The 16,772-nt window shown below is 31.6% G+C and carries 20 protein-coding genes; 8 read left to right on the top strand and 12 right to left on the bottom strand.

The genetic code is table 11. The features are described from left to right. Positions 1–16 precede the first annotated feature (16 nt). From B2X73_RS07965 to B2X73_RS07950, 4 genes are all read right to left on the bottom strand, one after another. The gene (locus B2X73_RS07965; protein ID WP_219033689.1) at positions 17–1,483 is read right to left on the bottom strand and encodes a hypothetical protein; all 1,467 of its coding nucleotides are present in this window, start codon (positions 1,481–1,483) and stop codon (positions 17–19) included. Positions 1,484–1,507: 24 nt separating this feature from the next. After that, positions 1,508–2,353 (bottom strand): transketolase, encoded by an 846-nt coding sequence (locus B2X73_RS07960; protein ID WP_291096176.1) that lies wholly within the window; start codon positions 2,351–2,353, stop codon positions 1,508–1,510. 286 nt (positions 2,354–2,639) lie between these two features. Further along, on the bottom strand, positions 2,640–2,885 hold the full coding sequence (locus tag B2X73_RS07955) for a hypothetical protein (RefSeq protein WP_125350517.1): 246 nt from the start codon (positions 2,883–2,885) through the stop codon (positions 2,640–2,642). A gap of 2 nt (positions 2,886–2,887) precedes the next feature. Then, positions 2,888–4,417: a sodium:solute symporter gene (locus B2X73_RS07950; RefSeq protein ID WP_286494731.1), complete on the bottom strand. Its 1,530-nt coding sequence runs from the start codon at positions 4,415–4,417 to the stop codon at positions 2,888–2,890. Positions 4,418–4,524: 107 nt separating this feature from the next. Here B2X73_RS07950 and recR point away from each other — a divergent pair, with 107 nt between their 5' ends. After that, entirely contained in the window at positions 4,525–5,139 is a 615-nt protein-coding gene (gene recR, locus B2X73_RS07945; protein WP_286494730.1) for a recombination mediator RecR, read from the top strand. Between the two features lies 1 nt (position 5,140). After that, positions 5,141–6,211 (top strand): glycosyltransferase family 2 protein, encoded by a 1,071-nt coding sequence (locus B2X73_RS07940; RefSeq protein WP_181816328.1) that lies wholly within the window; start codon positions 5,141–5,143, stop codon positions 6,209–6,211. 19 nt (positions 6,212–6,230) lie between these two features. Here B2X73_RS07940 and B2X73_RS07935 read toward each other — a convergent pair whose 3' ends face one another. The 6 genes from B2X73_RS07935 to rsfS all read right to left on the bottom strand — a co-directional run bounded on the left by B2X73_RS07935 (position 6,231) and on the right by rsfS (position 11,215). Further along, positions 6,231–6,494: a hypothetical protein gene (locus tag B2X73_RS07935; protein ID WP_115001599.1), complete on the bottom strand. Its 264-nt coding sequence runs from the start codon at positions 6,492–6,494 to the stop codon at positions 6,231–6,233. Positions 6,495–6,577: 83 nt separating this feature from the next. After that, entirely contained in the window at positions 6,578–7,228 is a 651-nt protein-coding gene (locus B2X73_RS07930; RefSeq protein ID WP_219033686.1) for a phosphatidylserine decarboxylase family protein, read from the bottom strand. Continuing rightward, entirely contained in the window at positions 7,225–8,073 is an 849-nt protein-coding gene (locus B2X73_RS07925) for a phosphatidate cytidylyltransferase (protein WP_291047112.1), read from the bottom strand. The genes B2X73_RS07930 and B2X73_RS07925 overlap by 4 nt, the downstream gene beginning before the upstream one ends. Before the next feature lie 2 nt (positions 8,074–8,075). Continuing rightward, on the bottom strand, positions 8,076–8,681 hold the full coding sequence (locus B2X73_RS07920; RefSeq protein WP_219033684.1) for a hypothetical protein: 606 nt from the start codon (positions 8,679–8,681) through the stop codon (positions 8,076–8,078). Positions 8,682–8,811: 130 nt separating this feature from the next. Continuing rightward, complete coding sequence (gene ftsH, locus B2X73_RS07915; RefSeq protein WP_219033683.1) at positions 8,812–10,824, bottom strand: ATP-dependent zinc metalloprotease FtsH; 2,013 nt, start codon at positions 10,822–10,824, stop codon at positions 8,812–8,814. Positions 10,825–10,846: 22 nt separating this feature from the next. Then, positions 10,847–11,215, bottom strand: coding sequence for a ribosome silencing factor (rsfS, locus tag B2X73_RS07910; RefSeq protein ID WP_038331822.1), 369 nt, complete (start codon positions 11,213–11,215; stop codon positions 10,847–10,849). Positions 11,216–11,308: 93 nt separating this feature from the next. On the opposite strand from rsfS, the gene B2X73_RS07905 reads away from it, so the two are divergent. The 4 genes from B2X73_RS07905 to B2X73_RS07890 are packed head-to-tail and all read left to right on the top strand — an operon-like array spanning position 11,309 to position 13,437. Next, a complete protein-coding gene (locus B2X73_RS07905; RefSeq protein ID WP_219033682.1) occupies positions 11,309–12,022 on the top strand; it encodes a biotin--[acetyl-CoA-carboxylase] ligase in 714 nt (237 codons plus the stop codon). A 27-nt stretch (positions 12,023–12,049) separates the two neighbouring features. Beyond that, positions 12,050–12,565, top strand: coding sequence for an isopentenyl-diphosphate Delta-isomerase (gene idi, locus B2X73_RS07900; RefSeq protein ID WP_115001587.1), 516 nt, complete (start codon positions 12,050–12,052; stop codon positions 12,563–12,565). Positions 12,566–12,577: 12 nt separating this feature from the next. Next, positions 12,578–12,988 (top strand): 6-pyruvoyl trahydropterin synthase family protein, encoded by a 411-nt coding sequence (locus B2X73_RS07895; RefSeq protein WP_125350508.1) that lies wholly within the window; start codon positions 12,578–12,580, stop codon positions 12,986–12,988. Next, positions 12,985–13,437, top strand: a complete 453-nt coding sequence (locus tag B2X73_RS07890) for a peroxiredoxin (protein WP_219033681.1) — start codon at positions 12,985–12,987, stop codon at positions 13,435–13,437. Before B2X73_RS07895 ends, B2X73_RS07890 begins: the two co-directional genes overlap by 4 nt. Positions 13,438–13,691: 254 nt before the next feature. Here the strand turns inward: B2X73_RS07890 and B2X73_RS07885 are convergent, their stop codons facing one another. After that, entirely contained in the window at positions 13,692–14,366 is a 675-nt protein-coding gene (locus B2X73_RS07885) for a YiiX/YebB-like N1pC/P60 family cysteine hydrolase (RefSeq protein ID WP_257467987.1), read from the bottom strand. 43 nt (positions 14,367–14,409) lie between these two features. Here B2X73_RS07885 and B2X73_RS07880 point away from each other — a divergent pair, with 43 nt between their 5' ends. Next, positions 14,410–14,772, top strand: coding sequence for a hypothetical protein (locus tag B2X73_RS07880; protein WP_219033679.1), 363 nt, complete (start codon positions 14,410–14,412; stop codon positions 14,770–14,772). A gap of 78 nt (positions 14,773–14,850) precedes the next feature. After that, positions 14,851–15,927: a glycine cleavage system aminomethyltransferase GcvT gene (gene gcvT, locus B2X73_RS07875; RefSeq protein WP_291047111.1), complete on the top strand. Its 1,077-nt coding sequence runs from the start codon at positions 14,851–14,853 to the stop codon at positions 15,925–15,927. A 287-nt stretch (positions 15,928–16,214) separates the two neighbouring features. On the opposite strand, the gene B2X73_RS07870 is transcribed toward gcvT, so the two are convergent. Further along, positions 16,215–16,712, bottom strand: a complete 498-nt coding sequence (locus B2X73_RS07870) for a DinB family protein (protein ID WP_125348619.1) — start codon at positions 16,710–16,712, stop codon at positions 16,215–16,217. Positions 16,713–16,772: the final 60 nt, after the last annotated feature.

The following is a 16,772-nucleotide window of genomic DNA, read 5'->3' as shown; positions in this document are numbered from 1 at the left end:
ATTGATTTGATAAGTATTAATCCAAAGAATTCAAGAAAGTAGTTAACTTATCTTTGTCTTCTTTTTTCAGTTTATCATATTTGTTATTGATTTCTAAAACACTTTTTCTTATTGCATCAATTGTTCCCGAAAGAGCAACACTTCCGCTTTGATAAATGTACATATCGCACACTTGTCCTGCGTAATTGTAAACCAAATTTCCTAAATCTTTATCTGTAAAAGTCGGAATTTTAGCTTTCAAATTTTTGCAATGTTCTGGTGCAACTTTCATGAAATCTTGAATGTCTGGATTGTCGATTGCCAAATCGATTTTGCTAATATCTGTCGTTTTGTAAGCAGATGTATAAGGATCATAATATTCGGCTAAACTAACTTCTGTTGCAGCAACAGCAGAATCTACTGCTACAGCCGCTTCATCATAATCTGTTGAAACTTCTGTTAATTTAAACTTTTTAGCATCATCGAAATACGTTTTGAAAAGGTTATTTAATTCTTTTACTTCGCTTTTGTTTGCTAATTTATTCTTTTTGAATTGTTTTACCAATTGATTTGTAGAACCTTGCGCAGTTGCCAAAGCTTTAGAACGCTCTATATCAGGATTTCCATCATAATCACTATCATTATAAATCAAGCTATAATTTAATGAAGCAACAGTTCCAAAAAGACTATTTACGTTATCACTTTCTGATGTTTGATAATTGTAATAATTAATAATAGGATCCTCGTAACGATTGTCTGGTGAATAAGCTACTGCTTCGGCTGCATAAGCCGTATCTACAGACGACATCATGTTATCGTATTCTTGTTTCTTTTTTGCCAATTCGTTAGTAAAACTTTCGATTTCTTTTTTCTCATCAAAAGTTACTTTTACGTTAGAATTTGCAATATTTTGAATCGTTAATCCATTAAAATCTCCTGCGTCATATCTAATTAAAAGCCCTTTCAATTTTGTTTGAGGAAACATAATCGCAACGTTATTAATTGCATTTTTTTCATCAACACATAATGTAGAAGATTTTGTTTCGAAATCTGTTTTAGATGTTAATTCGTATTCATTACACTTATATCCATTGATCGTTGTAGATGAATTTAGATTTTTAACTGAAATAAATTTCTCGAACAAGTTATCTGAATAAGGTTTTAAACTATCATCCGATATACCTTCGTAATAATAAGGGGCTTTTATCGATAATTGATTTTCTAATGAATTGGCATATACTTCGAAAAACTTGCTGTTGTTGATAAAGAAAGCATCTTTATTAAAGCTTCCTGAAGTATAAGGACCTCCTTCCGAAGTTCCTAAAACAGCGTCTTTAGAAATATAGGTTACAAAAAATAAATCTTTTTGACCATCTAAATAAGTCTGATATTCTTCTGGTAAATTGATTTTATACGATACTTTTTTGTCAAAAGAATATGTTTTTTCCTGCCCAAAGGCTGTTAAAGAACAAAGCGTAAGTATAGAATAAAATAACGTTTTCATAGTATTTTGATTGTGTTGAAATTATTAATAATCTGTCAATTCAGTTTCAGGATTTTGCTCTAATGCAGAAGCTAATTGCTCGTCGTTAGGCGCTTTTCCGTGCCAAGAGTGGCTTCCCATCATGTAATCAACTCCATTACCCATTTCTGTGTGTAATAAAATTGAAACTGGTTTTCCGTTTCCTGTTAATGTTTTAGCTTCTTCTAAAATAGCAATTACTTTTTCTAAGTTATTTCCATCTTTTTCTTCTAAAACAATCCATCCAAAAGCTTCTAATTTAGCTTTCAAATCTCCTAATGGTAAAACGTGGTCTATATCACCATCAATTTGACGACCATTGTAGTCAATCGTTGCAATTACATTATCCACTTTTTTACCAGCAGCATACATAAAAGCTTCCCAGACTTGACCTTCTTGTAATTCACCGTCACCATGTAATGTGTAAACTAATTTATCGTCGTTGTTTAATTTTTTTGCTTGAGCAGCACCTAAAGCAACTGATAAACCTTGTCCTAAAGATCCAGAAGCGATACGAATTCCAGGTAAACCTTCGTGTGTTGTTGGGTGACCTTGTAAACGAGAATCTAATTTTCTGAATGTAGCTAATTCGCTAACAGGGAAGAATCCTGAACGAGCTAATGTGCTGTAGAAAACTGGTGAAATGTGACCGTTTGATAAGAAGAATAAATCTTCTCCTTTTCCGTCCATAGAGAAGTCTGTAGAGTAAGTCATGATTTTACCGTATAATGCAGCAAAATATTCTGCACAACCTAATGATCCACCTGGGTGTCCACTATTTACGGCATGTACCATTCTCAAAATATCTCTCCTTGTTTGTTGTACTTGTGTTTGAAGTTCTTGAAGTGTCATTGTTTGTTTATAAAAATTTGAACAAAAATAATTCTTTTTTGTAGGGCAAAAAAATCGTAGAACATAAATCACTACAATTGGGGAGAATAATCGGTAATAATAGCTAACCTACTTATGAGACTATAAAAACCAGCGCTGAAGTTTATAAAGAAGAAGCTTGAAGTTAGTTAATAAGAAGGCAAGAGTTTTACAACGTTTATTTATCTTTTTGTAATCTTCTAATTGTAAAGGGTACAGAGAGATGTTTTTTAATAAAAAAGACGAAGCAAAACTTCGTCTTTTTTATTTATTCTTCTTCCACATGCCATTCGCCACGATGAGGTATCAAAGCGTCACGGACTTGTATCATTTCAGATTCTACCACCACCAAATAAGCAACTGCATATTCTGGTTCAACCTCTACAAATTCAGAAAATGTACTTTGTAACTTTTCTTTTTCTGCATATTGTTTCAAGTGAATTGCATGATGTTTTGCAGTTGGTATAGCATCGGGACCATAAAAATCCCAGATTAATTTTAATTTCTTTTCCATTTTTAATTTAATTCTTTTTGACGATTAGAACTTACTAACCACAAACCGATAAAGGTTAATAAACCATTCAAAATGATTAATTCAACACCAATTTTGTAATCAGTAAAATTAATCACTAATTCGTTGATGATATACGTAAAAATAGGTGCTAAAATAGCAACTGTAATAATTGAATATTTTCTGTAAATGTTACGTTTCGTTAAAATTCCGAAAGCAAACAATCCTAATAAAGGTCCGTAAGTATAACCTGCAATTTCCATCACAAGATAAACAATTGATTTGTTGTTAATCATTTTGAAAACCATAATCAAGATAAAGAAAACTACCGTGAAAATTAAGTGAACACGAATACGAATCTTTTTCTTTTCTTTTTCTGATTTTTCTTTGTCTTCGTTGATGTTTAATAAATCGACGCAATATGAACTTGTAACCGCCGTTAAAGCTCCGTCGGCAGAAGGAAATAAAGCAGAAATTAATCCGATAATAAAAATTACAGAAATAATCATTGGGAAATGATGTCCTAACAGCGAAAGTGCTGGAAACATATCATCACCCATAATATTTTGTCCGCCTTGTTCCATAAAGAAACCATCAGCAGTATAAAAACCACCTTCACTCATTGCGTATAAATAAAGCAATCCACCCAAAAATAAGAACGCTAAATTCACAATCAATAATGTTCCAGCGAACGTCAACATATTCTTTTTTGAGTTTTGAAGATTATCAACAGAAATATTTTTTTGCATCATTTCTTGGTCAAGACCAGTCATCGCAATTGTGATAAACATTCCGCCCAAAATTGTTTTTAAGAAATAAGTTTTCGAATTTGGATCAAGATTAATGAAATGGGTATAGTTTTTGGCTTGCATCCTATCGTAAGCTTCACCAACAGATAAATTAAGATGCGAAAGGATAAACCAAATACAAGCAATCAAGCTAATGATCATAAATGATGTTTGCAAGGTGTCGGTTACGACAATTGTTTTTACTCCACCTTCGAACGTGTATAATAATATCATCAATAATAAGACAAATGTTGTTGCCCAAAATGGTACGCCTAAATTGTCTAATAAAAATATTTGTAACACATTTACAACTAAATATAAACGTGCTGTTGCGCCAATTCCACGAGAAATAATAAAGAAAACCGATCCCATTTTATGTGCTTCAACATTGAAACGTTTTCCTAAATAGGTGTAAATTGAGGTTAGATTCATTCGGTAATAGAGTGGAAGTAATACCCCCGCGACGATAAAATAACCAAGAAAAAATCCGATAACCATCATATAATATTCGAATCCTCCATAAATATATTCGGAACCAGTTAATTTTCCGACCGTACCCGGAACCGAAATAAAAGTAACGCCACTAAGGCTTGTCCCAATCATTCCGAAAGCCACCAACCACCATTTACTTTTTTTGTTTCCGTTAAAAAAAGATTGATTGTCAGAATTTCGACTGGTGAAGTAAGAGATCACTAAAAGTCCTACAAAGTATACGATAACACAAAGTAGTAAAATTGTTGAGTTCATAATTTATTTAGTAAATAAGCCCAAATTTAATATTTTTGAGTGAATGATGATAGATTAATTTTCCGAAGATAAAATTGTAAATTTGTTGTCTATAATTTTTTGAACGAATGAATTACCCAAGCAAGGTTTTAGAGCGAGCTGTAGAAGAGATGTCAAATTTGCCAGGAATAGGAAAGAGAACAGCTTTGCGACTTGTTTTACATATGTTAAATCGTCCCAAATCTCAAACGACGGCTTTATCCGAAGCGCTTTCTCATTTGGTAGATGATGTTAAATATTGTCAACATTGTCATACAATTTCTGATGATGAGGTTTGTGATATTTGCAACAACTCATTGAGAGAAGAAACTATAATTTGTGTCGTGGAAGATGTGCGTGATGTGATGGCGATTGAAAACACAGGACAATTTAAAGGACAATATCACGTTTTAGGAGGAAAGATTTCTCCAATGGAAGGCATTGGACCTGGTCAATTGAATATTCAAACTTTGGTAGATCGTGTTCAAAATGAAAATGTAAAGGAAATAATCTTTGCTTTAAGTTCTACAATGGAAGGAGATACAACTGTTTTTTACTTGTATCGACAATTAAAGAATGCCGAAATTATTTTTTCGACCATTGCACGAGGTCTTGGTGTAGGAGATGAGTTAGAATATGCAGACGAAGCGACGTTGGTTCGTTCTATACAACATCGAATCCCATATTCAGAAAATAAATTTTAAAATGAAATTATCGATAATTATTGTTAGTTATAATGCGCCAAAACATTTAGAGCTTTGTCTTGATTCGTGTCAGGAAGCTTTAAAAAATGTAGATGGCGAAATAATTGTAATTGATAATGATTCATCGGAAATTGATTTTATATTCCTAAAAAAAACTTTTCCTACTGTAAATTTTTTACTTCAGAATGAAAATCTTGGTTTTGCAAAAGCGAATAATATTGGGGTTGAGAATGCTTTGGGAGAATATATTCTGATTCTTAATCCAGATACAATTATTCCAGAGAATTTATTCGAATCTTTGATTGAATTTCATCAGTCAAAAGAAAAAATAGGTTTTGTGGGAGTACGAATGATAGATACAAACGGAAATTTTCATCCAGAATCAAAACGTAATATTCCGACAGCTAAAAATTCATTTTCTAAGTTGTATAGTCGATTTAATCATTCAAAGAAAAATAATTATTACAAATTAGAAGTTGATGAATTTGAAATTGCTCCTTGCGAAATTTTAGTTGGTGCTTTTATGTTCACCACGAAGAAAATCTATCAGGAAATTGGAGGATTTGATCCACGTTATTTTATGTATGGAGAAGATATAGATTTGTCTTTTAGTGCAGAATTGGCTGGTTATAAAAATTATTATAAAGGAGATATAACGGTTTTACATTACAAGGGAGAAAGTACGAAAAAAGATAAAAAATATTATAAACATTTTTTTGAAGCCATGATGATTTTCTTAGCAAAATATTATCAAAAAAATTGGTTGCATTATCAACTTTTACGTTCGGGAATTTTGATTAAATATTTAATTCAATTATTTAAATTTTCTTTACATTCACCTAATAATACTTCTAAAATAGAAGTAAAAGCAGAAAATTTATTTTGGATTGATAAGAAATCAGATTTCAAATCTTTATCAAATAATGAAATTGCAATTGATGCAAGTTTTTTTACTTATCAAGAGATATTATCAATCATTTCTGAAAACAACTCTTCTTCACGTTCATTTTATATTCGCCCTAAAAATAAAAATTATTTAATAGGTGATGATAAACTGATTATAAATCTATAAAAACAAAAAAAGCTGAATCTTAATGACCAGCTTTTACAGTATCTTTTTTCTCAACTTTCGGAGTTTCTACAGTTTTTGTAGAATCTTTTACTTCCTCATGTTTTTCTTCAACAGCTTCTTCATGTTTTGCATGACCTTCGTGAGCAGCTTCAGACTTGTGGTGCATTTCTTCAGCAGTAGCTGGTTCGTGAACTACAGGAAGTACACCATGGTTTACACCTGCTTTAGAGTTACAAGATGTAGCAAATGCAGCAACAGCTACTAAAAGAATTAATTTTTTCATGACGTACAAAATTTATTGTATGAATATATTGTTATAATTGTTTTGACAAAATTAGTTAAAAACATTGAGTTCAACTAACTGATTTATTTCAATTGTGCAATTTTCTGAATTCCACCTTTTGTTTTATCTCCAACCTTTACACTGATCTCTGTATCAAGTGGTAAAAAGATATCAACACGCGATCCGAACTTGATGAAGCCATATTCTTTACCCGCAACAGCATCGTCATTCTCTTTACTGTAACAAACAATTCTTCGTGCAACTGCACCTGCAATTTGTCTGAAAAGAACTTTTGTATGATCTGCATTCTCTACAACAACAGTTGTTCTTTCATTCAATTCTGATGATTTTGGATGAAATGCAACCAAAAACTTTCCTGGATGATATTTCGAATAAATCACTTTTCCATTCACAGGATAACGCGTTACATGTACGTTAAGAGGCGTCATGAAAATTGATAATTGAATACATTTTTGATTCAAAAATTCGCTTTCAAATACTTCTTCTAATACAACAACTTTTCCATCAACTGGTGCGATTACGCAATTTTCTGACGAATCTGATTCACGAATTGGGTTTCTGAAAAACCAAACGATAAATCCGTAAAGTATCCATAATGGTAAGGCAAAGTAAAAACCATATACAGGAAAAAAGTAATGTAATACTCCTGTAGCGATTGCAAATAAAATTAAGCAACCTATCAAAATTGCTGTTCCTTCTCTGTGAAGTTTCATAAAGTATATACTAATAAATAATATAAATAAACAAATGGTACGACAAATATAAAACTATCTAATCGATCTAAAAAACCGCCATGTCCTGGAATAAGGTTAGAGCTGTCTTTTACATTGAAAAATCGTTTTAATTTAGATTCTGTCAAATCTCCCAATGGACCTAATGCTGCAACGATCAAACCAATAATCATCCAGTTTCCGTGCAAGTTCTCTCCAAAATATTTCTGAATTAAGAATCCAGCGATAATGGTGAAGATAATTCCTCCAAAAAAACCTTCCCACGTTTTTGCTCCCGAAATTTTAGGTGCTAATTTATGTTTTCCAATTAAGTTTCCTGTTAAATATGCAAATGTATCACTGCTCCAAAGTAATAAGAAAACGAAAAACACTTCGTAATGCATCACTTTTTCACCTAAATTATAATCAAAACTAGGTAAAGTTAATGCTAAGACAAATGGTGCGATAACGTATGTTAAACCTAAAGTAGCTTTTCCAAAATCGTTCAATAATTCATTGGTTGATTTGAAAATAATATAAATACTAAAAACAAATAAAACTGGAATGATGAAGTACAAACTTTTTAAATGAAAATAGTAATGATTTGAAGTTTCGAAAGCTTCTAAAAATTCTTTTCCATAATATCCAAAAACAACTAAGGCAGCTAAAAGTGCTCCTAATTGATAAAGTTTATTGGTAAGATTAGTGATTTTAAAAAACTCGTACAAACAAAAAAGTCCAAAAACCATCATCAAAACAATCAAACCTTTTGGATCTATCGTTGTCCCGAAAAATATAATAAGTGCGTAAATAAGTCCAGAGAAAGCTCTAATTGCTAAATTTTTCATAGCTAATCTTCAACCAATAACAAATAAATATTCTTCGCGTTGTCTACGTTGGGAAATTTGTGCATATTTTTTCCTCGAATCGAAGTTATTTTAGATGGAAGGTTATCTTTTTTTAATGTTCGTAATTTCTGTAATGCCACACTCACATTTTCCACTAATTGTGACGGGCGTGCATAGATAATAAAATTTGACGGAAAATCAGCAATATTTCTACCATAAGTTTGATGCGCCGATAACATAATACTTCCATCAAAAGCAATCAGAAATTCGCAACTAAGAAAACTAAGCGTATAACGAGAGTCGCATGGATTTTCGACAAAAGGAATATTGACTGAATTAAGAACCTGTTGTAAATTTGGATCAGGACAAATTAATTCGGTTACATTTTCGTAATTGACAATCTCTTTAAGGTTTTTAGAAGCCTCCTCTATATTATCACAAAATAAAAAATGTCCACCACCTACATTAAAATTTGTAGCAAATACTTCATCTATAGAAATTTTTTGGTCAGCATAATTTGGATGAAATAAATCAATTTGATTATCATCTGAATTCTCTGCTGATTTTTCAGTAGCTTTTTTAAGTAGGTTTTTAATTGCTTTCCACATGAAAACTCATGATTTTATATGAAATTAATCAATTACAGCCTAAAGGTAATAAATTTTAACAATATAATAAGAAGTAAAAAAAAAATCGTCCTATTTGGACGATTTTTTCTATTATTTTGAATGAATTTGATTAAATATCATTTCCAGATTCTGGTTGAACAACTTGTTCTGAATCAGCTTCTATAGCCTCTTCTTGTTTTTCTTCGATTTGATCTAATTCGTTTACAAATTTTCTTGGTCCGAAAATTTCTTCCAAATCTTCTCTAAAGATCACCTCTTTCTCAATTAATTTTTGAGCTAAAACATCTAATTGATCGCGATGTTCACGTAAAATATCTTTTGCTCTATCATATTGAGCTTCGATCATTGTTTTTACCTCTTTATCAATTACCTGAGCAGTTTGTTCTGAATAAGGCTTGCTGAAACCATACTCATTTTGTCCAGATGAATCGTAATAAGAAACATTACCAACTTCTTTGTTCAATCCGTAAATACTAACCATTGCAGAAGCTTGTTTTGTAACTTTTTCCAAATCACTTAATGCACCAGTAGAAATATTATTGAAAACAACTTCCTCAGCAGCACGACCACCCATTGTCATACACATTTCGTCTAACAATTGTTCTGTCGTTGTAATTTGTCTTTCTTCTGGCAAATACCAAGCGGCACCTAACGAACGTCCACGAGGAACTATAGTTACTTTAACCAATGGAGCAGCGTGTTCTGTTAACCAACCAATTGTAGCGTGACCAGCTTCATGATAAGCGATACGTTTTTTCTCAGAAGGTTTAATCACTTTACTTTTCTTCTCTAATCCACCAATAATACGGTCAACAGCGTCTAAAAAGTCTTGTTTTTCTACAACGTCTTTGTTTTTACGAGCAGCAACTAAAGCTGCTTCGTTACAAACATTGAATATATCTGCACCAGAGAAACCTGGAGTTTGTTTTGCTAAAAATTCGATTTCAACATCTTCACCTAATTTTAATGGACGTAAGTGAACTGCGAAGATTTCTTTACGTTCGTTTAATTCAGGTAAATCAACGTGAATAATACGGTCAAAACGACCTGGACGCATCAATGCTTTATCCAATACATCAGCACGGTTTGTTGCAGCAATCACAATTACGTTAGATTCTGTTCCGAAACCATCCATCTCTGTTAATAATTGATTTAATGTATTTTCGCGTTCATCATTAGAGCCTGTAAAGTTTGATTTTCCACGTGCGCGACCAATTGCATCAATCTCATCAATAAAGATAATTGAAGGAGATTTTTCTTTTGCATTTTTGAATAAGTCACGTACACGAGATGCACCAACCCCCACAAACATTTCTACGAAATCTGATCCTGATAATGAGAAGAAAGGAACTTTTGCTTCTCCAGCAACAGCTTTTGCTAATAAGGTTTTACCTGTACCTGGAGGTCCTACTAATAAGGCTCCTTTTGGGATACGTCCACCTAATTTTGTAAATTTTTCTGGATGTTTCAAGAATTCAACGATTTCTTCGATTTCTTCTTTTGCACCTTCTAAACCTGCAACATCTTTGAAAGTTGTTTTGATATGATCATCACCTTCAAATAATTTCGCTTTCGATTTTCCGACAGAGAAAATTCCTCCGCCACCTCCAGCAGATCCGCCTCCGCCCATTCGTCTAAATAGTAAGAAGTAGATTAATCCGAAGAAAATTAATGAAATAAAAAGATTCATAAACAAACTTCCAAAACCATTTGATATTTGTGTGTTAAGAACGGCAGTTTTATTTGGACTCTTTTCTACGTTAGCATAAAAATCTTTTTCAAAATTTCCTGCATCAGCAACATTGAAAATAAAGTTTGGAGTACCTGTAGCAAAAGGATTTAAAGTTTCGTTTGATTTTTTAAACTTTTTAAATTCTTCAGTATTCAGAGCTGCGTCCGTTAAATATACACTTACACGTCCTGATTCTTTTTCTAGATTGGCTTCTTTTACGTAACCTTTTTCTACATAAGAAAGGAAAGTCGTACGGTCTATATTTTTAGTAGTTCCGCCGGCACCTCCAATGTTATCAGAAAATAATAGAAAGGCAATCAGCAATAATCCAATAATGGCATATATCCATGTAGGATTAAACCCCGAAGGTTTAAAATTATTTTTTTTCAATTTTTTTTGGTTTCAGTTATGATTAATATTCCATTTCGATACGCGTCTCTACAGCATCACCCCAAAGACTTTCGATATCGTAATATTCTCTGTATTCTTTTTGGAAAATATGGACAATAACATTTGTGTAGTCCAACAAAACCCATTGATTGTTTTGTGTTCCTTCTACATGAAAAGGTCTTTCTGACATTTCTGTTTTTACAGTTCTTTCAATCGAACCTGCTAAAGCACTAACTTGTGTATTCGAGTTTCCGGTACAAATAACGAAGTATTGACAAAATGCATTTTCAATTTCGCGTAAATCTAGAATTGTAATTTCTTCTCCTTTAACATTTGTAATTCCGTCAACAATGCTATCTAGCAAGTCTTTTGTATATTGAGTATCTATCATCTTTTATTTTGTAATTCGCAAATTTAGTGAATCCTTATTAAAGTTTAAACTTTTTAAAATAACTTTAACCACTCTATAAAAATAGTAAAAAAAATGTATTTAATTAGTTTTGATTCTTTGCCTAATACGAATGAGTTCTTGGTGGATTTGTCCAAAAAAGATGCCAATAGTTGGACTGTCATACATGCTAAAAATCAAACAAAAGGAAAAGGTTACGCAGGAAATGAGTGGAAAGTTGTCGCTGGAGAAAATTTAACCTTTAGTTTTTTGCTGAAAACGGATTATAGTTTTCAAGAATTAATTTATTTTAATGAATGGATTTCGAATGTTATTTGTCTATTTTTAAAACAATTTCATCCAAAATCTAACGTAAAATGGCCAAATGATATCATTTTAAATGATAAAAAGGTTTGTGGAATATTAATCGAAAATCATCGTTCCAATGGAATTATGAATTCTGTAATCGGAATAGGAATTAATGTCAATCAAGCTGATTTTAATCACTTACCAAAAGCAACATCTATTCGAAAAGTAACTGACAAAGAATATGACATCGAGGAAATTTTGGCAGATTTAATACATTATTTCGAAAATGAATATTCAATTTTAGAAGAGAAAAATTTTGAACAAATTCATCAAACTTATTTAGATAATCTGTTTAGAAAAGATGAAATTTCGCATTTTAGATTGGATGGAGTAGAAGTGGACGGAATTATTAGAGATGTAAATGAAGCGGGAAATTTACTGATAGAAATCAATCAAGAATTGAGAGAATTTAAGCACAAAGAAATCGAACTTCTTTTTTAATCCTATAGAAAAGGCTATTTTTGTTTAATGGAAGAATTTGTAGTTTTAGTTGATCAGGACGATCAAAAATTAGGATTGATGGAGAAACAACAGGCTCATGTAGCTGGTTTGTTGCATCGTGCATTTTCTGTTTTTGTATTCAATTCCAAAGGAGAATTAATGATTCAGCAACGAGCTGCGAGCAAATACCATTCGCCAACGTTGTGGACGAATACATGTTGTAGTCATCCGCGCGATAACGAAACTTACGAACAAGCGGCGCACAGACGTTTGGAAGAAGAAATGGGATTTGATTGCGAATTAGAATATAAATTTAATTTCATTTACAAAGCGCATTTAGAAAATGATTTGATCGAGCATGAATTAGACCATGTTTTTATCGGAACATTTGATGATGAACCAAAGCTAAATCCTGATGAAGTGATGGCCTATCGTTGGGTAGAATTGGATGATTTGAAAAAAGATATGGAAAAAAATCCTCAGAATTATACAGCTTGGTTCAAAATAATTTTTGAACATTACGTTTCGTATATCGAAGAATAAAAATTTATACAGATGAAAGTTACTGTCAACAGAAAAGCACATTTTAATGCTGCGCACCGATTGTTTAACAAGAATTGGAGCGACGAACAAAATTTTGAAGTTTTCGGAAAATGTTCTTATCCAAACTATCACGGGCATAATTACGAAATTATTGTGGCGGTGAAAGGCGAAGTTGATCCAGAAACTGGTTTTGTGATGAATTTGGACGAATTACGAAAAATTATTGCGATTGAAGTTGAAGATTATTTGGATCATAAAAATCTGAATGTTGATATTGAAGAATTTAAAACTATCAATCCAACTGCCGAAAATATTGTGATTTTGATTTGGAATAAAATTAGAGCAAAATTAGCGACCGATTTAGAATTGAAAGTAACCTTATACGAAACTCCACGTAATTTTGTAGAATACGCAGGCGAATGAAATTAGGCGATCACATTCCAACCTTTTCGTTGGAGGATAACAAAGGAAATTGGTTTAATTCGGACGAATTTTTATACAAAAAATATTTTGTTTTATTCTTTTATCCGATGGATTTTACGCCAATGTGTACAAAAGAAGTATGTCAATTTCGTGATGTAAATGCAGATTTCAATGCTTTAGACGCTGTGATTGTCGGAATAAATGGACAATCAACTTCTTCTCACGAGAAGTTTTATACAAAACATCAATTAAACTTTCCGTTGCTTTCTGATAAAGGAGCAAAGTTGTCGAAGTTGTTGGGAATCAAAAAGAAATTTGGCTTAATCACACCGCGAGAAACTTTTGTATTCAATAAACAAGGAAAATTAATTAAACACATTGTTTCAAATGTAGCCGAAACGCACATTGAAGAAGCAATGCAAGCAATAAAAAAAGACCAAGGAAATTAGTTTTCTTGGTCTTTTTGTTTGTATAACATTTTTCTTATGACAACTCGATAAATAAAAAAGATAACCGTTCCAATTGCCGAATAAACCAACATTGTTTGCACATCGCTTTTATCGAACAAATATTTTAGTCCAAATAACACGAAAAAGAAAATGATACTATAAATGATATTTTGTTTCATGTGGTAAAAGTAGGAATTAATTTATTTGTTATAAAGATTCTATGAATCATTCTGAATTTGTTTCAGAGTTTCATTTTAAAACTTCACCTCACCAACCTTAATTAATTTCTTAGAAGTTGCCAATTGATTTGGATTTGTTCCTGGTTCGTCTTGCGGAACTTTTTTTCCTTTTTTACGATAGAAATCTATCCAAAAATCATCAATAATTCCAGTTTCTTTGTTTTTGAAATTCATGGGAATCAATTCAAAAATAGTATCATCACGAAAAGCTCTTTCCACAAAATCTGAACAATATAATTCGTCATCATTCAAAATGTATAACCAATTATAAGGTTTTCCGAGCATTGTTTTAGCTTTTTCAATTGCATGAGGAATTGTATATTGATATTCATTTTTGAGACGATAAATGACAATTTTATTATTCTTTTCGGTTTGAGAAATGTAAAAATGATGAATTTCCTCTCGTTGCGATCCGCCCATTGGAGCAGCATGTAGAACAAAAATAGAATCATCAGTTTTTTCGATTAAACCAACATGATCAAAATTGGTTTCGTCATTTATTTTTGTCACTCTATTTATCGCGCCCGAAAGTTCTTCTGTTTGCGCACCAACAAAAATCAAATCTCCATTTTGGATATTTTGTAATGAAATTGAATGTTTTTCTTTTAATATTTTTGCTTTTGTACAACTATTCATTGTCAATGTAAATAGAAGTAAAAAGATAGGAAATAAAACGAATATTTTTTTCATTCGGAATGAATTATTACTTTTAATCTACGAATTAACCAAAAAGATGGATTTTAAAAAAATTTTGACCATATCAATTGTCGTTTTATTGATTTTAGTTGGTGCTGCAATTATTATTGGAAGCAACAAAGATCGACGCGTTTTCTTTATTGAGAGCTTTAATAAACCAATTGAAAATGTTATTAATTCTCGTTTGGATACAGATTATTCGTACGAAATTGTAAAAGTAAAAGGTAAAACAAACGATACCATTTTGATTATTCCTTGCGAAGGTTGTCAACCATTGAAATTATCAGGAAAAATAAACGAAAAGTTTATGAACAAATTTGGTAAAGGAAAATCGGTTATGCGTTTCGAGCCGTATAAAGCGACGGAAGGGAATTTAAAAATTATTCATAAAATTAGATAATCTTCTATTAAAGAAATTTTCCTAACAATTAATTCCTTATTTTTGGGAGAATTATAAACTTATCAAAGCAAACAAACAATGAAAGTAACTGCATTAAACCAAAAGCACAAAGATTTAGGTGCGAAAATGGTTCCTTTTGCTGGATATGAAATGCCAGTGCAATACGCAGGTGTTAACCAAGAACATTTTGCTGTTCGAGAAAAAGTTGGCGTTTTTGATGTTTCTCACATGGGACAATTTTTTGTAAAAGGAGAAAAAGCAACAGACTTATTACAACACTTATTGACGAATGATGTAACGAAAGTTACTATTGGTCAAGCTCAATATAATGCAATGCCAAACGAAAAAGGAGGAATTGTAGATGATTTAATCATTTATAAAATCTCTGATGATGAGTGGATGGCAGTTGTAAATGCATCTAACATCGATAAAGATTGGGAATGGATGAACAAACACAATACGTTTGGTGCAGAATTAACAAACAAATCTGATGAGATGTCTTTGTTAGCAATCCAAGGACCAAAAGCAATTGAAGCGATGCAAGCATTGACAGATGTTAATTTAGCTGAAATTCCGTTCTATCATTTCGCAATTGGTACGTTTGCAGGTATGGAAAATGTGATTATTTCTGCAACTGGTTATACTGGTTCAGGAGGTTTCGAGATTTATTTCGCGAATGAGCAAGCAAACGAAATGTGGGACAAAGTAATGGAAGCTGGAAAATCTTTCGATATTGAGCCTTGCGGTTTAGCTTCTCGTGATACGTTGCGTTTAGAGAAAGGTTACTGTTTATACGGAAATGATATCAACGATGACACAACTCCATTAGAAGCTGGTCTTGCTTGGGTAACGAAATTGGATACAAACTTTATTTCTTCTGATATTTTGAAAGCTCAAAAAGAAGCTGGAGTTGAGAAGAAATTAGTTGGTTTCAAAATGATCGAAAGAGGAATTCCTCGCCACGATTATAAAGTTGTAGATGACAACGAGAATACAATCGGTATTGTGACTTCAGGAACGCAGTCTCCAATGTTGAAACAAGGAATTGGTTTAGCATATGTTCATACAGATTTTGCTAAAGTTGGAACAACAATTAGAATTCAAATTCGTGATAAAAATGTATTAGCAGAAGTTGTAAAAACTCCTTTTGTTTAAAACAATATAAAGTCAAAATACAAAAAAGCTTTCGAGGATTTCGAAAGCTTTTTTTATGAATTCATATTAATTGATACATTTATTGATGTCTTTTTTAGATAAAATTAATAAAATAGATTATTAACTACGAATATTATAAAATTGTTAATATTTCTTAAAAAAAACATAACTTAGATTTGCTTAAATATGATATATGTTATATTTTTGAGATAATAATATTACTGATCAGTAATACAATTAACACTAATTATGATTTTAAGACCTCTATTAGAGGTCTTTTTTATTTTTTAAAACTTTTGAGAATCAGCACTTGGTCCATAACTCGAAGGTAAATCTATTCCAAGTAAGCGATAAAAAACTCCCAATTGAGCGCGGTGATGTGTAATTTGATTTAAAGCATGACGAATTGCTTCATATTTTGTAAAATCTGCAAAAACAGTTTCTCCTTCTGTAACTTGCCATCTTTTTGATAAATGATCTTCGTTCACATTCTCTAACGCCGCTTTTCCTAATTCATAATCATCATCCAATTTTTGTTGTAAATCTTCAATAGAGGTAAATTTTGTCGGTTTGTAATCCCCTGCTGCAAAATCTAATTTATCAGTTGTTAAGATCAAAGCTGGCCAAGCAAATATTTCAACCACATGATTTGTTAAAGTTGTAATATCCATACTTTTTTCATGAGGTTTGTATGTCGTTTTATCCTCAGGAAATCTTGCAATAAATTCTTTGGTAATTTGATACTCGTTTTGCAATTCTTTTGCTAATAATTCTACTATTTTCATGTTGTTTTGATTTGTAGTTAAAAGGTACAAATTTTTGAAATAATTCATAAAAAAACTGCT

The organism is Empedobacter sp. UBA7252 (assembly GCF_002472765.1).
Lineage (GTDB): Bacteria > Bacteroidota > Bacteroidia > Flavobacteriales > Weeksellaceae > Empedobacter > Empedobacter falsenii_B.
Note: the sequence above shows the minus strand (reverse complement) of the source record. Positions and strands in the feature narration are given on the sequence as shown.

Bases quoted from the DNA above. Each gene is read 5' to 3' on its own strand.
- B2X73_RS07955 (WP_125350517.1), bottom strand. From the start codon at position 2,885: ATGGAAAAGAAATTAAAATTAATCTGGGATTTTTATGGTCCCGATGCT.
- B2X73_RS07895 (WP_125350508.1), top strand. From the start codon at position 12,578: ATGAAAGTTACTGTCAACAGAAAAGCACATTTTAATGCTGCGCACCGA.
- B2X73_RS07940 (WP_181816328.1), top strand. From the start codon at position 5,141: ATGAAATTATCGATAATTATTGTTAGTTATAATGCGCCAAAACATTTA.
- B2X73_RS07925 (WP_291047112.1), bottom strand. From the start codon at position 8,073: ATGAAAAATTTAGCAATTAGAGCTTTCTCTGGACTTATTTACGCACTT.
- B2X73_RS07870 (WP_125348619.1), bottom strand. From the start codon at position 16,712: ATGAAAATAGTAGAATTATTAGCAAAAGAATTGCAAAACGAGTATCAA.
- B2X73_RS07920 (WP_219033684.1), bottom strand. From the start codon at position 8,681: ATGTGGAAAGCAATTAAAAACCTACTTAAAAAAGCTACTGAAAAATCA.
- B2X73_RS07935 (WP_115001599.1), bottom strand. From the start codon at position 6,494: ATGAAAAAATTAATTCTTTTAGTAGCTGTTGCTGCATTTGCTACATCT.
- B2X73_RS07965 (WP_219033689.1), bottom strand. From the start codon at position 1,483: ATGAAAACGTTATTTTATTCTATACTTACGCTTTGTTCTTTAACAGCC.
- B2X73_RS07885 (WP_257467987.1), bottom strand. From the start codon at position 14,366: ATGAAAAAAATATTCGTTTTATTTCCTATCTTTTTACTTCTATTTACA.
- gcvT (WP_291047111.1), top strand. From the start codon at position 14,851: ATGAAAGTAACTGCATTAAACCAAAAGCACAAAGATTTAGGTGCGAAA.
- rsfS (WP_038331822.1), bottom strand. From the start codon at position 11,215: ATGATAGATACTCAATATACAAAAGACTTGCTAGATAGCATTGTTGAC.
- B2X73_RS07960 (WP_291096176.1), bottom strand. From the start codon at position 2,353: ATGACACTTCAAGAACTTCAAACACAAGTACAACAAACAAGGAGAGAT.
- B2X73_RS07880 (WP_219033679.1), top strand. From the start codon at position 14,410: ATGGATTTTAAAAAAATTTTGACCATATCAATTGTCGTTTTATTGATT.
- B2X73_RS07930 (WP_219033686.1), bottom strand. From the start codon at position 7,228: ATGAAACTTCACAGAGAAGGAACAGCAATTTTGATAGGTTGCTTAATT.
- recR (WP_286494730.1), top strand. From the start codon at position 4,525: ATGAATTACCCAAGCAAGGTTTTAGAGCGAGCTGTAGAAGAGATGTCA.
- B2X73_RS07890 (WP_219033681.1), top strand. From the start codon at position 12,985: ATGAAATTAGGCGATCACATTCCAACCTTTTCGTTGGAGGATAACAAA.
- B2X73_RS07905 (WP_219033682.1), top strand. From the start codon at position 11,309: ATGTATTTAATTAGTTTTGATTCTTTGCCTAATACGAATGAGTTCTTG.
- B2X73_RS07950 (WP_286494731.1), bottom strand. From the start codon at position 4,417: ATGAACTCAACAATTTTACTACTTTGTGTTATCGTATACTTTGTAGGA.
- idi (WP_115001587.1), top strand. From the start codon at position 12,050: ATGGAAGAATTTGTAGTTTTAGTTGATCAGGACGATCAAAAATTAGGA.